At 67.6% G+C, this 14,323-nt stretch carries 11 protein-coding genes; 4 read left to right on the top strand and 7 right to left on the bottom strand.

The window, feature by feature from the left end; genetic code table 11:
* Positions 1 to 136 precede the first annotated feature (136 nt).
* Together AC5P8J_RS09805 and AC5P8J_RS09810 are read right to left on the bottom strand one after the other, a co-directional pair.
* Entirely contained in the window at positions 137 to 3,298 is a 3,162-nt protein-coding gene (locus AC5P8J_RS09805; protein WP_111104247.1) for an efflux RND transporter permease subunit, read from the bottom strand.
* Between the two features lie 4 nt (positions 3,299 to 3,302).
* Entirely contained in the window at positions 3,303 to 4,433 is a 1,131-nt protein-coding gene (locus AC5P8J_RS09810; protein ID WP_021204344.1) for an efflux RND transporter periplasmic adaptor subunit, read from the bottom strand.
* 117 nt (positions 4,434 to 4,550) lie between these two features.
* Between AC5P8J_RS09810 and AC5P8J_RS09815 the strand changes: the two genes are divergently transcribed.
* The 3 genes from AC5P8J_RS09815 (at position 4,551) to AC5P8J_RS09825 (ending at position 7,397) form a co-directional block, all read left to right on the top strand.
* Positions 4,551 to 5,249, top strand: coding sequence for a TetR/AcrR family transcriptional regulator (locus AC5P8J_RS09815; protein ID WP_478436033.1), 699 nt, complete (start codon positions 4,551 to 4,553; stop codon positions 5,247 to 5,249).
* A gap of 125 nt (positions 5,250 to 5,374) precedes the next feature.
* Entirely contained in the window at positions 5,375 to 6,022 is a 648-nt protein-coding gene (locus tag AC5P8J_RS09820; RefSeq protein WP_019662052.1) for a protein-L-isoaspartate O-methyltransferase family protein, read from the top strand.
* 16 nt (positions 6,023 to 6,038) lie between these two features.
* Positions 6,039 to 7,397, top strand: coding sequence for a TolC family outer membrane protein (locus AC5P8J_RS09825; RefSeq protein ID WP_005419128.1), 1,359 nt, complete (start codon positions 6,039 to 6,041; stop codon positions 7,395 to 7,397).
* Between the two features lie 66 nt (positions 7,398 to 7,463).
* On the opposite strand, the gene AC5P8J_RS09830 is transcribed toward AC5P8J_RS09825, so the two are convergent.
* Together AC5P8J_RS09830 and waaA are read right to left on the bottom strand one after the other, a co-directional pair.
* Positions 7,464 to 8,690, bottom strand: a complete 1,227-nt coding sequence (locus AC5P8J_RS09830; protein ID WP_021204345.1) for an APC family permease — start codon at positions 8,688 to 8,690, stop codon at positions 7,464 to 7,466.
* 225 nt (positions 8,691 to 8,915) lie between these two features.
* Positions 8,916 to 10,214 carry a lipid IV(A) 3-deoxy-D-manno-octulosonic acid transferase gene (gene waaA / locus AC5P8J_RS09835; protein WP_058983546.1) on the bottom strand — a complete coding sequence of 433 codons (1,299 nt, stop codon included), beginning with the start codon at positions 10,212 to 10,214 and terminating at the stop codon, positions 8,916 to 8,918.
* A 60-nt stretch (positions 10,215 to 10,274) separates the two neighbouring features.
* Here waaA and AC5P8J_RS09840 point away from each other — a divergent pair, with 60 nt between their 5' ends.
* The gene (locus AC5P8J_RS09840; RefSeq protein WP_058983548.1) at positions 10,275 to 11,192 is read left to right on the top strand and encodes an LpxL/LpxP family Kdo(2)-lipid IV(A) lauroyl/palmitoleoyl acyltransferase; all 918 of its coding nucleotides are present in this window, start codon (positions 10,275 to 10,277) and stop codon (positions 11,190 to 11,192) included.
* A 107-nt stretch (positions 11,193 to 11,299) separates the two neighbouring features.
* Here the strand turns inward: AC5P8J_RS09840 and AC5P8J_RS09845 are convergent, their stop codons facing one another.
* From AC5P8J_RS09845 to AC5P8J_RS09855, 3 genes are all read right to left on the bottom strand, one after another.
* Positions 11,300 to 11,749 carry an REP-associated tyrosine transposase gene (locus AC5P8J_RS09845; RefSeq protein ID WP_021204348.1) on the bottom strand — a complete coding sequence of 150 codons (450 nt, stop codon included), beginning with the start codon at positions 11,747 to 11,749 and terminating at the stop codon, positions 11,300 to 11,302.
* Between the two features lie 137 nt (positions 11,750 to 11,886).
* On the bottom strand, positions 11,887 to 13,218 hold the full coding sequence (locus AC5P8J_RS09850; protein ID WP_021204349.1) for an O-antigen ligase family protein: 1,332 nt from the start codon (positions 13,216 to 13,218) through the stop codon (positions 11,887 to 11,889).
* Complete coding sequence (locus tag AC5P8J_RS09855; protein WP_019662058.1) at positions 13,199 to 14,314, bottom strand: glycosyltransferase; 1,116 nt, start codon at positions 14,312 to 14,314, stop codon at positions 13,199 to 13,201. Before AC5P8J_RS09855 ends, AC5P8J_RS09850 begins: the two co-directional genes overlap by 20 nt.
* Positions 14,315 to 14,323 lie beyond the last annotated feature (9 nt).

Raw genomic sequence — 14,323 nt, forward strand, 5'->3', positions numbered from 1 at the left:
AGAGCAGCCGAGCATGGCTCGGCTCTACAGAAAGCAGATCCCGCGAGCAGATCAATCCGGGCCATGCGTGGATGCAAGCCGCAGTGCCAACCAAGGTTGGCACCTACCAGAGGCGGTGGCCGTGGAACCCGGGGCGTTACGCCCCGGATTCATCGGGCTTCACCCGGAACCACGCCGCATACAGCGCCGGCAGGAACACCAGCGTCAGCACCGTACCGACGATCAGGCCGCCCATGATCGAGATCGCCATCGAGCCGTAGAACGCGCTGCGCGACAGCGGAATCATCGCCAGCACCGCCGCCAGCGCGGTCAGCACGATCGGGCGGAAACGGCGCACCGTGGCATCGATGATCGAATGCCAGCGGTCATGCCCGGCATCGATGTCCTGCTGGATCTGGTCGATCAGGATCACCGAGTTGCGCATGATCATGCCGGCCAGTGCGATCGTGCCCAGCAGCGCGACGAAGCCGAACGGCGCCCGGAACAGCAGCAGGAACAGGGTCGCGCCGATGATGCCCAGCGGCGCGGTCACCAGCACCATCGCTGCACGCGAGAAGCTGCGCAGCTGCAGCATCAGCAGCGTGGCCACCACCACCAGGAACAGCGGCATGCCGGCCTTGATCGAGTTCTGGCCACGTGCCGAATCCTCCACGGTACCGCCGGTTTCCAGCAGGTAACCACTGGGCAGCTCGGCACGGATGCCATCCAGTGTGGGCAGGATCTGATGCACCACGTCCAGCGCCTGCATGCCATCACTGATGTCGGCGCGCACGGTCACCGTCGGCAACCGGTTGCGGTGCCAGATGATGCCGTCCTCGAAGCCGTACTCCATCGTCGCCACCTGCGACAGCGTGATGCTGCCACCGTTGGCGGTGGGCATCGACAGGCTGGACAGCAGCTCCAGCTGGTTGCGCTCATCGGCCGGCCCGCGCAGCAGCATCTCGATCTGGCGATTGCCTTCGCGATACACGCTCACCGACTGCCCGGCCAACGAACTGGACAGGAACTGGCTGACCTGGGCGCTGCTAACGCCCAGCGCACGGGCGCGCTCCTGGTCGACCACCAGGCGCACCACCTTGCTCGGCTCACTCCAGTCCAGGTTGACGTTCATCACGTGCGGGTTCTCCCGCACCTTGGCCTCGACCTGGCGCGCGATCGCCTGCACCTTCTCGATGTGCTCGCCGGAGATGCGCATCTGCACCGGATAGCCGACCGGCGGTCCGTTCTCCAGGCGGGTCACGCGCATCTGCACGTCCGGGAACTTCGGGATCACCTCGTGCAGCAGCCAGTCGCGGGTGCTCTCGCGCGCCTTGATGTCCTTGGCCAACACCACGAACTGGGCGAAGTTGGTCGCCGGCAGCTGCTGGTCCAGCGGCAGATAGAAGCGCGGCGAACCGGTGCCCACATAGGACACGTAGTTGGCAATGCCCTCGCGGCGGGACAGCAGCTTTTCCAGCTTCTCGGCCTGGGCCTGGGTCGAGCGCAGCGAGGCGCCCTCGGCCAGCTCGATGTCCACCATCAGCTCCGGCCGGGTCGAGTCCGGGAAGAACTGCTGGGGCACGAAGCGGAACATCATCAGCGAGAACACGAACAGGGCGATGGTCGCGGCGATCACCCACCAGCGATGGCGCAGGCAGGTATCGAGGAAGCGGCGGAAGCTGCGATAGAACGGGCGCTGGTACGGATCATGGTCGTGCCCGTGCTGCGGCGGCGCAATCAGGTTGGCCAGCGCCGGGTAGCGGTCGGCCCACTGCTGGCGCTTGGCGTGCCAGCGCGCGGACAGGCTGCCCGGCTTGGGCGGCTGCGGATTGAACAGGTCCGGCAGCATCTTGTCACCCAGGTAGGGAATGAACAGTACGGCCGCGATCCACGACACCACCAGCGCGATGGTCACCACCTGGAACAGCGAACGCGTATATTCACCGGTGCTCGATGCCGCCGTGGCGATCGGCAGGAAGCCGGCTGCGGTGATCAACGTACCGGTCAGCATCGGGAACGCAGTCGATTCCCAAGCGAAACTGGCCGCGCGCAGGCGGTCGTAGCCCTGCTCCATCTTGGTGGCCATCATCTCCACCGCGATGATCGCATCGTCCACCAGCAGGCCCAGCGCCAGCACCAGCGCGCCCAGCGAGATCTTGTGCAGGCCGATGTCGAAGTAGTGCATGACGAAGAAGGTCATCGCCAGCACCAGCGGAATGGTGACGCCCACCACCAGGCCGGTGCGCAGGCCCAGCGAGAAGAAGCTGACCAGCAGCACGATCACCACCGCCTCGGTCAGCACCTGCACGAACTCGCCGACCGACTCTTCCACCGATTGCGGCTGGTCGGACACCTTGCGCAGCTGCATGCCGGCCGGCAGGGTCTTCTGCAGCCGTTGGAACTCGGCATCAAGGTTGGCACCGAGCTTGAGGATGTCACCGCCATCCTTCATCGCCACCGCCAGGCCGATCGCCTCTTCGCCCATGAAGCGCATCTTCGGCGACGCCGGATCGGCGAAGCCGCGCTTGACCTCGGCGATGTCACCCAGGTGCACGGTGCGGTCGCCAGCACGGATCGGGAACTGGCGGATTGCTTCGATGTCGTTGAACTGGCCGGTCACGCGCAGCTGCACGCGATCGGTGGCGGTCTCGAAGAAGCTGGTGCCGGTGACCGCATTCTGGTCGGCAAGCGCCTGCTGTACCTGCTGCATCGACACACCCAGCGTGGCCAGGCGGGTGTTGGACAGCTCGATCCAGACCTTCTCGTCCTGCAGGCCGACCAGGTCGATCTTGCCGACATCGGGCACGCGCTGCAGTTCCAGCTGGATGCGGTCGGCGTAGTCGCGCATCACCGCGTAGTCGAAGCCCTTGCCGGTCAACGCATAGATGTTGCCGTAGGTGTCGCCGAACTCATCGTTGAAGAACGGGCCGACGATCTCGCGCGGCAGCGTCGCACGGATGTCGCCCACGCGCTTGCGCACCTGGTACCACAGGTCCGGGATCTGCCTGGAACGCAGGCTGTCGCGGGCCATGAAGATGACCTGCGATTCGCCGGGGCGCGAATAGGAGCGGATGAACTCGTACTCGCCGGTGTTCATCAGCGCCTTCTCGATCGGCTCGGTCACCTGGCGCGAGACCTGCTCGGCGGTGGCGCCCGGCCACAGCGTGCGCACCACCATCGCCTTGAAGGTGAATGGTGGATCCTCGGACTGGCCCAGGTGCTTGTACGACCACGCGCCGATCAGCGCGAAGGCCAGCATCGCGAACAGCACCAGCGGGCGATTGGCCAGCGCCCACTCGGAAAGATTGAAGCGGCGCACCGGCTTACTCCCTGGCCTTGGCGGCAGCGGCCGGCGCGGCCGGCTTCAGCACCGGGCGGTTCTGCCGGTCCACGGCGATCACCGGCTGGCCCGCTCGCAGCAGGTGGCCACCGGCGGCAACCACCCAGTCACCCGCGTTCACGCCGGACAGCACCGGCACGGTCTCGCTGCCAAACGCACCGGTGGTGACCGAGGCGGCCTTCAGCGTGCTGTTGGCCGGATCGACCACCCACACGCTGGCGGCACCGTTGACACCGCGCTGCAGCGCGCCCAGCGGCAGCTGCAGGGTACCGTGGCGACCGGCGCTGCTGTAGACGCGCGCGCTCTGGCCCAGTTCGACATCGGCCAGCGCATCGGCGGCCAGGCTGACGCGGGTGGCATAGGTGCGTGCCTGCGGATCGGCGGCGGCGGCAATCTCGCGGATCGTGCCCGGCAGGCGCTGCCCCGGGCGGTTCCACAGTTCCACCTCGACCGGCTGGCCGACCGCGTAGTCGCGGATGGTGGCTTCGGGCAGGTCGATCAGCACTTCGCGGCCACCGTCGGCGGCCAGGTTGAAGATGGTCTGTCCGGCGGACACCACCTGCCCAGCCTCGGCCTCGCGGCTGGCGATCACGCCGTCAGCCGGTGCGCGCAGCTGCGCGTAGTCGGCCTGGTTGCGCAGCACATCGAGGTTGGCGCGGGCGGCGTTGGCCTGACCCTGCGCCGCTTTGAAGGCGGCGGACTGCTGGTCCAGCTGCGAACGGCTGACCAGCTGCTGGTCGGCCAGCACCTGGTAGCGCTTGAGGTCGTCGCGGGCACGCACCAGGTCGGCCTCGGCCGCAGCCAGCTGCGCCTGCGAAGCGCGGGCCTGCAATGCGAAGTCGGCTGCATCCAGCTCGGCCAGCACGTCGCCCTTCTTTACCCGCTGCCCGGCATCGACATGGCGCTTGACCAGGTTGCCGCCGACGCGGAACGACAGCGGGCTTTCCTGGCGGGCACGCACCGTGCCCGGGAACGCCGCCGGCGCCTGTCCGGCCTGTTCGCCGGGGTGAACCACCAGTACCGGCACGGCCGCCTGCGGCGCCTGTTCCTGCCCCGAACAGGCTGCCAGCGCAGCCACCCACACCATACCGCCCATCCAGCGCACGATCTTCATCGGTCAACGTCCTGAAAACGCAGGGTTGCAACAAGGGGGAGCCGCGACTGCCGGCCCAATTTAATAAACCGGCCGGTATAGTATAAATATCGAACCGCTTGGTCTAGTATTGTCGCGATGAGTTCTTCCACTTCCCGCAAGCCGTCGGCCAAGCCTGCTGCCAAGGCCGCCGGACCCGGGCGCCCCAAGGATCTGGGCAAGCGCGCGGCGATCCTTGAAGCAGCCAAGGTACTGTTCATCGAACAGGGGTATACCGGCGTGAGCATGGACACCATCGCCGCCCAGGCCGGCGTCTCGAAGCTGACCGTGTACAGCCACTTCGGCGACAAGGAGACCCTGTTCTCCGAGGCCGTGCAGTCAAAGTGCATTGAAATGCTGCCCGATGCCCTGTTCGTGGCCGACACGGACGGCCCGCTGCGCGACCAGCTGATCGGCATCGGTCTGGCCTTCTTCGAACTGATCACCTCCGACGCGGCGATCTCGATCCAGCGCATGATGATGGCGCCGGAGACCGACGAACGCCTGCGCGAGCTGTTCTGGAAGGCAGGACCGGAACGTACCTGCGAGGCCCTGGCTGACTTCCTGCGGGCACGCGCCGAGCGCGGCGAGCTGGAAATCACCGACTATTCGCTGGCTGGCGAGCAGTTCCTGACCCTGGTCAAGGGCGAAGTGCACATGCATATGATGTGCGGCATGCCACTGTCACCGGTGGAATGCGACCCTCTTGCCCACGTGACCGCCAGCATCGACTTCTTCCTGCGCGCCTACGCGCCTACGCGCCGCGAGGGGCCGGAACAGCTGAATAACCAAAACTGAACGAACCGGAGGTCGCGATGACTTCCGGCACTGCGACCCCGGCCCCCGGCAGCTGATGCTCTGGGCGCGCCGCCGGCCTCCGGCACCGGTAAAATGGCCGGCCCACTGCGCTGGATTTGAACCTCATGACGATTGATTACGCCCACGCCCGCGAACTGATGGTGGAACAGCAGATCCGTCCCTGGGACGTGCTGGACATCAAGGTGCTCGACGTCCTGGCCCGCCTGCCGCGCGAGGCTTTTGTCGCCGATGCACACCGGGCACTGGCCTACGCCGATGTCGAACTGCCGATCGGCCACGGCCAGAAGATGATGAAGCCGGTCATCGAGGGCCGTACCCTGCAGGCGCTGGACCTGCAGCCGGGTGACGAAGTGCTGGAAATCGGCACCGGCAGCGGCTTCCTGGCCGCCTGCATCGGCGCGCTGGCGCGCGATGTGCTGAGCCTGGAAATCGACCCGGAGCTGGCCGCCGCCGCGCGTGCCCGCCTGGACGCTTCCGGCCTGGGCAGCAACGTCCGCGTGGAAGTGGCCGATGCCCTGTCCTGGCAGACCGAACGCCGCTTTGACGTGATCTGTGTCACTGGTGCGGTCGACGTGGTGCCGTCACAGTTCGCCTCGTGGCTGCGTCCGGGTGGCCGCCTGTTCGTGATCCACGGCCGCTCGCCGGCGATGGAGGCCCTGCTGGTCAAGGCCGACGGCAGCTCCGAGTCCCTGTTCGAGACCGATATCGATTACCTGCGTGGTGCCGCCCCGGCCCCCCAGTTCCACCTCTGAGTCCAAGGAAGCCGCAATGATCCGCCGATCCCTCGCTGTTGCGCTGGCCACTGCCCTGCTGCCGTTGTCCGCCCATGCCGCCGACCTGCTGCAGGTCTACGAAATGGCCCGCAACGGCGATCCGCAGCTGTCGGCCGCCGAATCGACCCGGCTGTACGACAAGGAAGGCGCCGTGCAGGCGCGTGCCGCCCTGCTGCCGCAGATCAACGGCCAGGCCGCGCTGAACCGCACGCGCAGCGAGCCGAACGCCGACGCCAACTCCGGCTCGTTCACCAACAAGCGCCGCACCTACACGATCGACGGCAGCCAGACGCTGTTCAACTGGACCCAGATCAACAACCTGCGCTCGCAGCGTGAGCTGAGCAAGGCGGCGGACTTCACCCTCGAATCGGCCAACGACAACCTGATCGTGCGCACCTCGGCGGCCTACTTCAACGTGCTGGTGGCGATCGAATCGCTGAACGCCGCGCAGACCAACGAAGCGGCCGCGAAGAAGCAGTTCGACTTCGCCGACAAGCGCCTGGAAGTGGGCCTGGCGCCGATCACCGACGTGCACGAAGCACGCGCCCAGTACGACCAGGCGCGTGCCAACACCATCATTGCGCAGAACACCCTGGCCGATAACTACCAGGCCCTGACCGAACTGACCGGCCAGCCGGTGACCAACCTGCGTGGCCTGCCGGCGGACTTCCGCCCGGAAGTGCCGGCCAACCGCGGCAACATCGATGAGCTGGTGCAGCAGGCCACCACCCAGAATCCGGCGCTGAAGGCGCAGGAGCTGAAGGTCAGTGCGGCCGAAGCTGGCGTGCAGGCTGCCCGCGGCGGCCATTACCCGACCCTGTCGCTGGGCGGCAGCTGGGGCAAGAGCGCGACCTGGGGCGACAGCACCGGCGCCGGCTCGTTGTCGCCGGACGCACGCACCAACAGCATCGGCCTGACCCTGAGCGTGCCGATCTTCTCCGGTGGTGCCACCCAGTCGGGCGTGCGCCAGGCGCTGGCCCAGCGTGACATCGCCCAGGACGGCTACGAGCAGCAGAAGCGTGCCCTGGACCGCAATACCCGCAATGCCTACCAGACCCTGGTGCAGGGCATCAGCGAAGTGGAAGCCCGCCGCTTGGCGGTGGTCTCGGCGCAGAGCGCGTACGACGCTTCGCAGGTCGGCCTGGAGGTCGGCACCCGTACCGTGCTGGATGTGATCCAGAACCAGCGCATCCTGTTCTCGGCGCAGCTGGACTACGCCCAGGCCCGTTACACCTTCCTGCAGAACCGCCTGCTGCTGAGCCAGTCGCTGGGTGCACTGGACGTGGCCGAGCTGCAGGACGTGAACCGCCTGCTGACCCAGGACGCGGGCAATCCGGCAACGACGACGCACTGAGCCGTCGCCAGCCGGCAACGAAAAGCCACCCGCGAGGGTGGCTTTTTTGTGCGCGATGCACGGCCATCAGCCGGGCCAGGCCCGCAGCCACCCGATGGCGGCCAGCATGCACAGTCCGGCGGCCACAGGCGCCAGCAGCGCAAGGCCACGTGCCAACGGTGACTGCCCGCGCAGTACGGCCAGGCACAGGGCGGCCATCACCACCAGCACGACCGGGCCGGGCAGCACCGGCAGGATGCCCGCGGGCACGCCGAAAGCCAGCACCGCCGCTGACAGAATCAACGCGACCGGCACCGCCTGCACATGCATGCCGATTGCTTCGTCATGCCGTGCCGGCCACAGCTGCATCGCCAAGCACAGGCCCACCCGCAGCAGCACCAGCAGCAGCGCGGCCAATCCGGCCGCGCCGGCCAGCGGCAGCAACGGCATCAGCCACTGCAACTGCGGGTGCGGTTGCAGGGCTACCGCCAGCGGTCGCGTGCTGTCCAATGCAGGGAACTCGACCAGCCCGGCCTGCAATGCAGCGACCACGATCAGCAACAGCATGGCCAGCAGCAGCATGCCCGCCAGCAGCCGCGACTGGCGCGCCTTCACCTGCCCGCCCAAGCCGGGAAATCCAACCGCCAGGCCCACGCTGGCGAACGCACCCAGCAGCGGCACGCTCGCCGCCAATACACCACCAAGCCCAAAGCGATAGGGAGCCGTCGCCTCCGGCAGCCAGGGAATCCAGTGCGCGTAGTGCATGTAACGGGCTGCCAGTGCCACCAGCAGCAGGCCGGTCCCGATCTTCATCGTCAACAGCGCACACGCCACCAGAACCATTCGTCGCCACGGCAGCAACCCGACCACACCAATCAGAAGCACCGCCAGGCTGGCCATCAGCGGACCCGGCACCGCGTAGTCGGCCTCGACGCCACAATAGGCCAGCAGTGCAAGCAGATGACGGGCCAGCGATTGCGCCACGCCACCCATGGTCGCCACCAGTTCCAACAACAGCGCGCCGCCGAGCACACCGGCGGATGCCCGGCCCCAGCACGCACGCAACACTCCCTGCAGGCCATCGACAGCCGGCAGCTGCTGGTTGAGGGCGTGCAGGCAATACAGCAGTGGCATCGTACCCAGTGCGGCCAGCAACAGGCTCAGCACGATGGCCGGCCCAGCCTCGGCCGCCGTGTGCTGGCCGATCAGCGCGACCACATTGCCCCCCAGCAGCAGCGTCAGCGCCACCACTGCAAGATGCTCCATGCCGGGCCGGGCATCACCGATGCCCTCCGGCCTGCTGCCCCCATCCATCGCAAGCTCCCTTGATATCCGTCCAAGCGCGGTCGACAGCAGGCTGGCAGCCTGCGCCGAAGGGCGATATCAGAATCCTTGCCGTGCACGCCGCGATGTGACCGCAGACACGCCCAGCGACGCGCACCCGGTTCTGTCGCGACAGAACTCCGCCCGCTAAGCAGAATTGATGCAGTCGATCACGTCAGTCGACGGACTGGGCGCAGGCCTGTGCGGGCGGTGGACTCAGCCGCGCGGCGGCGGCAGATGTGGCGCGACCAGGGCCAGCGTGCGCTGCAAAGCGCCACGGCCATTGCTGATCAACGTGCAGCCTGCCCGCGCCATGTCCTCGCGCGCCTGCGGGTCCTGGAGCAGGTGCTGCAGCAGGTCACCCACCGCTTGCACGTCATCGCCGATCAGCAAGGCACCGGCCTCACGCATGCGGCGGGAGATCTCGGCGAAGTTGTGCAGGTGGGGGCCGGTCACAGCCGCAGTACCCATTGCCGCCGGTTCCAGCAGGTTGTGGCCACCGATCGGCTGCAGGCTGCCGCCGACGAAGGCAACCTGCGCGCAGGCATAGAACGGCATCAGCTCGCCCAGGGTGTCGATGACGAATACATCCGTGCCGGCCTCGGGCCATTGCTTCGCACGACGGGTCGCCACGCTCCACCCCTGCTCGCGCGCCAGCGCCTCCACCTTCGGGAAGCGCTCGGGGTGCCGCGGCGCCCACAGCAACAACAGGTCGGGGTGCTGCTGGCGCAGGCGCCGATGCAGGTCGATCACCGCCTGCTCCTCGCCATCATGGGTACTGGCCGCGATCCACACCGGGCGCCCGGCGGGCACGCAGGCGTGGAACTGCTCGACGAAGCCCTGCACATCCGGCGTGGCGATATCGAACTTGAGGTTGCCCAGGGCCTGCACCTGTTCCCGCGCCGCCCCCAGCTGCACGAAGCGCGCGGCGTCGTCCTGCGACTGCGCGGCCACGCAGGTGACCGTGCGCAGCGCACGGCGGATCAGCGCCGCCAGCACCCGGTAACCGCGCAGCGAACGCGCAGACAGGCGGGCGTTGAGGATATAGACCGGAATATGGCGGTCGCGGCAGCCGAACAGCATGTTCGGCCACAGCTCGGTTTCCAGGATCAGCGCCAGGCTGGGCTGGAAGTGGCCGAGGAAGCGGTTGACGCTGCCCGGCACGTCGTACGGCAGATAGACGTGGTCCAGCGCGTCCCCCCACAGCGCACGCACGCGCTCCGAACCGGTCGGCGTGATGGTGGTGATGACCCAGCGGATGTCCGGACGCTGTTGGCGCAGGGCATTCACCAGCGGCGCGGCGGCATTGACTTCGCCCACCGAGACCGCATGCAGCCAGACCCGCGGCTGGCCGGTCGGCTGCGGATACGAGGCATAGCGCTCGTCCCAGCGCCGGAAGTATTCACGGACCCGGAAACCGCGCCAGACCAGGTGGTACACGGTGATCGGCAGCAGGATGTAGAGCACGGCCGAGTACAGGCCGCGCAGGATCCATTCGGCAGGGTCTTTGCGCATGCGGCAAGGATACGGGAGCCCCCCGGGAAAGACACGCTGCCGGGTTGGTAGAATGGCGCCATGTCCGATGCCACCACCGCCGTCCGTCCGTCGCTGCGCGATCCCCGCAACTGGCCGATGTTCGCCGCCATGCTCGGCGCCTTCGCCATCGCCCGCCTGCCGTGGATGCTGCAGCGTGCGCTCGGTCGTGGCGTGGGCTGGATCAGCTGGCGCCTGCTCGGCAGCCGCCGTCGCGCCGCCGAAGTCAACCTGCGGCTGTGTTTCCCGGAAAAGGACGAAGCGTGGCGCCAGCGCCTGGTGCGCGACAGCTTCGACGCACTGGGTGTGGGCGTGTTCGAGTGCATCCGCGCGTGGTGGGGCAGCATCGACCGCATCCGCCCACAGGTGCAGATCGAAGGCCTGGAACATCTGCGGCGGATGCAGGCCGAAGGCCGCGGCGTACTGCTGGTGTCCGGCCATTTCATGACCCTGGAGATGTGCGGCCGCCTGCTGTGCGACTACGTCGATCTTTCAGGCATGTACCGCAAGCACAAGAACCCGGTGTACGAGTGGGCGGTGAAGTTCGGCCGCCTGCGCTATGCCAAGGCGATGTTCGCCAACGAGGACATCCGCGCGACCGTGCGCCACCTGAAGAAGGGCGGCTTCCTCTGGTACGCGCCGGACCAGGACATGCGCGGCAAGGACACCGTGTTCGTGCCCTTCTTCGGCCATACCGCATCCACCATTACCGCCACCCACCAGCTGGCGCGGATGACCGGTTGTGCGGTGATTCCTTACTTCCACCGCCGCGAGGGCGGGAAGTACTTCCTGAAGATCGGCGCGCCGCTGGAGAACTTTCCCAGCGAGGATGTGGAAGCCGATACCACGCGGGTCAACCAGGCCATCGAAGCGATGGTGCGCGAGGCTCCCGACCAGTACCTGTGGATCCACCGCCGCTTCAAGCGCCAGCCCGGCGGCCGGAGTGATTTCTACAAATAACGGTGGGGCGGGAGGGTTTCGTCCACGCATGGCGTGAATTTGATGACGCGGAGCATTCTGAAGTAGATCCACGCCATGCGTGGATGCTCTAATCCGGGTGCCGGCACCTACAACGGCCAACGGCACCATGCGTGCGGGTACTCACCCAACGTGCCGGCCAGGCCCGCACGGACCGGATTGGCCAGGATGTACATCGCCTTCTCATGAAGGGATTCATCGCTGCGTACGGCATGATCGTGGTAACCGTGCTGCCACAGCGCCCCTCGTCGCTCCAATCGCCGGTTCAGCAGTCGGCTGCTGCGTGATTTGAGCAGGGCCATGCACTCGGCCAGGGTTCCACTGCGCAGTTCCATCAACCAGTGCAGATGGTCAGGCATCACCACCCAGGCGAGACTGTGGCTGAAGCCCCTACGCTCGACGAAGCGCAGGGTGTCGATTAGGATCGCCATGTTCGCCGCATCGGCGAATAACGGTTCACGGCCAAGGGTTGCCGTGGTCAATGAGTACACGTTGCCGGTTCGGGAATACCGACCGTAGCGGAGTCTGGGGCTGGCCATGCCTCCAGCGTGCGCGAACTGCCGGGGCACCGATAGTGGAGATGTCACCGTGTTCAGGTCGGGAAAGCCTCATCCACGCATGGCGTGGATCTACTGATCGACTCCATGGTTGATCCCTACCATGCGCGGATGCGCGGTCACTTCACCGGCGGGGAATCATCTGCGTCGCGGGCCAGCAGGCTGCCGGCGAACAGGGCTGCCAGCAGCACGGTCAGGCCGCCCCAGAACGCGGAATAGAACGCCAGATGCGTGTTGAGCGGGAACACGGTGACCGCCAGCGCCAGCATCGCAGGGCGGGCCCGGTCACGCGCGGCCGTCGGTGCATAGCGCCAGGCCCGCCAGGCCTGGGCCACGGCTGCCAGCCACAGCAGCAGGCCGATCACCCCGGTTTCTGCCAGGATTTCCAGCACGATCTGATGCGCGTGCAGGGCGGGAGCATCCCCCCATACCGCCAGCCCCTCTTCGGCCACGCAGGCGGGATAGGCATCGCGGAAACCGCGTGCGCCGACGCCGTTGAACGGGTGTTCTTCGATCATGCAGACGGCGGCTTCCCAGATACGCGCGCGCCCCGACAGTGCCTCGTCGACACCGCGTTCGCTTCCATCCCACGCCATCGCGGTACGCGCAAGGCGTTCGCGCAGCTGCGGCACGCCTGCGGTGAGCACGCCGGCGCCCAGCACGCCGAGCAGCGCCAGCAGCAGCATCCGCTTCACACCGAACTGGCGCACGCCGCTGTAGGCCAGCACCAGCGCGAAGGTGATCCACGACGCGCGCGAGCCGGCCAGCAGCAGCACGCAGCCCAGCGCCGCCGCGGCCAGTACCCAACCCGGATTGCCAAAGCGACGCGCCAGCGGCAACAACAGGAACGGTGAGAGACTGGCCAGGACCTGGCCGAACTTCAGGTTGCACGGCCCGAGTGCCCCACTGAGGCGATCGACCACGGCTGCCTCAGTGGCCGGGCACAACGCGTGACCACTCACCGCAAGCTTCAGCTGCTCAAGCGACCAGAACCACGGGCTGGTTCCGGCCAGCGCCTGCACCAGCGCATCCAGCGTCCATGCGCCGGTGATCAGCGCCAGGCCACCGAAGGTCAGCCGCCTGCGTTCCGGCGTGGCCACCGCGATCGCCACCAGCCACATGAAGGGCAGGTAGCGCAGGCCGGCAGCCGCCTTCGTCCACGACGCTGCCGGATCGATTGCATCAAACGCCGAGAACGCCTGCGGCAGCCAATAGCCGAGGAACAGGATGGAGGTCAGCGCCCACGCTGCCGTGCTCAACAGATGCGGGCGGCGCTGCAGGCGGCGCATGACCATGCGCGCGGCGGCGTAGACCGCGCCAAGGCCCAGCACGGTCTCCGCGATGCCCGGCAATGGCCACAGTGCTACGTACGTCAGCACCCACCACGGCGCCCAGCGCCCGGCGCGGTCGTCGCGCACGGTGACGGCGGAGTCAGCCAGCGAGGTCGGCATAGAGGCGGAGGGTATCGCGCTGCATGGCCTGCAGCGTAAACGGGATGCGGGTCGGCAGGAACGGCGGCTGCGCCAGCAGGGCCAGCGCACGTTCACCCAACGCGCGTGCATCGCCCAGCGGCACCGCGCCAGCGGGCTGCAGCTGCCGAAGCAGTTCGCCGACGCCACCATGATCCCAGCCCAGCACCGGACGGCCGACCGACAGCGCCTCGACCACGGTGCGGCCAAACGCTTCCGGTTTGTCCGACAGCTGCAGCACCAGATCGCTGGCTGCATAGGCCTGGGCGATGCGCGCGGTCGGCGTGCTGATCTGCACGGCGTCGGTCACGCCCAAGGCAGTGGCCTGCCGGCGCAGGTCGGCCACGTAGGCTTCGCGGCCCGGTTCATCGGTGCCCAGCATCCACAGCTGTGCCGGCACACCAGCTGCACGTACATCGGCGAGCAATTGCAGCGCATGGGCATGTCCCTTCAGCCGGGTGCCCCGCCCCGGCAGCAGCAGCAGCGGGCCCCCAACCTGCGCCAGCCACGGGTAGTCGGCTGCCAGCGCCAGTCGTGGCCGGCGGTCGGCGCGGGCCACGCGCGGAAACTGTGTGACATCGACGCCGCGCGGAATCACCTGCAGCTTCGCTTCGGGTACCGTCGGATAGTGCCGCTGCACGTAGTCGCGCACGGTGTTGGACACGCAGATCACGCGTTCACCGCTGGTCATCACCGCGCTGTAGCGACTGGGCGAATTCAACCCGTGCACGGTGGTTACCCAGTGCGGGCGCTGGGCGGCGGGCATGGCACGGATCGCGTACAGGCCCAGCCATGCCGGCAGCCGCGAACGGGCGTGCACGATGTCCGCGCCGACTTCAGCGAACAGGCGGCGCAGGGTCGGCAGGTGGCGCAGCGTCAGCAGCGATTTGCGGCCGATGTCGAGGGTGAGGTGCTCGGCACCGCTATCGAGCAGGGGCTGCACCAGGCGGCCACCGGCGGAGACCACCAGCGCACGATGGCCGGCAGCGACCAGGGCCGCAGCGATTTCCAGGGTCGAGCGCTCGACACCGCCGGAGTGCAGCGCCGGCAGCAACTGCACCACGGTCAATCGGCGCATCGAAGGGGC

It is taken from the genome of Stenotrophomonas sp. YJH_SMC_37, assembly GCF_059370035.1.

Coding starts and splice junctions, on each gene's coding strand:
- AC5P8J_RS09810 (WP_021204344.1), bottom strand. CDS start 4,433: ATGAAGATCGTGCGCTGGATGGGCGGTATGGTGTGGGTGGCTGCGCTG.
- AC5P8J_RS09815 (WP_478436033.1), top strand. CDS start 4,551: ATGAGTTCTTCCACTTCCCGCAAGCCGTCGGCCAAGCCTGCTGCCAAG.
- AC5P8J_RS09820 (WP_019662052.1), top strand. CDS start 5,375: ATGACGATTGATTACGCCCACGCCCGCGAACTGATGGTGGAACAGCAG.
- AC5P8J_RS09825 (WP_005419128.1), top strand. CDS start 6,039: ATGATCCGCCGATCCCTCGCTGTTGCGCTGGCCACTGCCCTGCTGCCG.
- AC5P8J_RS09830 (WP_021204345.1), bottom strand. CDS start 8,690: ATGGATGGGGGCAGCAGGCCGGAGGGCATCGGTGATGCCCGGCCCGGC.
- waaA (WP_058983546.1), bottom strand. CDS start 10,214: ATGCGCAAAGACCCTGCCGAATGGATCCTGCGCGGCCTGTACTCGGCC.
- AC5P8J_RS09840 (WP_058983548.1), top strand. CDS start 10,275: ATGTCCGATGCCACCACCGCCGTCCGTCCGTCGCTGCGCGATCCCCGC.
- AC5P8J_RS09845 (WP_021204348.1), bottom strand. CDS start 11,749: ATGGCCAGCCCCAGACTCCGCTACGGTCGGTATTCCCGAACCGGCAAC.
- AC5P8J_RS09850 (WP_021204349.1), bottom strand. CDS start 13,218: ATGCCGACCTCGCTGGCTGACTCCGCCGTCACCGTGCGCGACGACCGC.
- AC5P8J_RS09855 (WP_019662058.1), bottom strand. CDS start 14,314: ATGCGCCGATTGACCGTGGTGCAGTTGCTGCCGGCGCTGCACTCCGGC.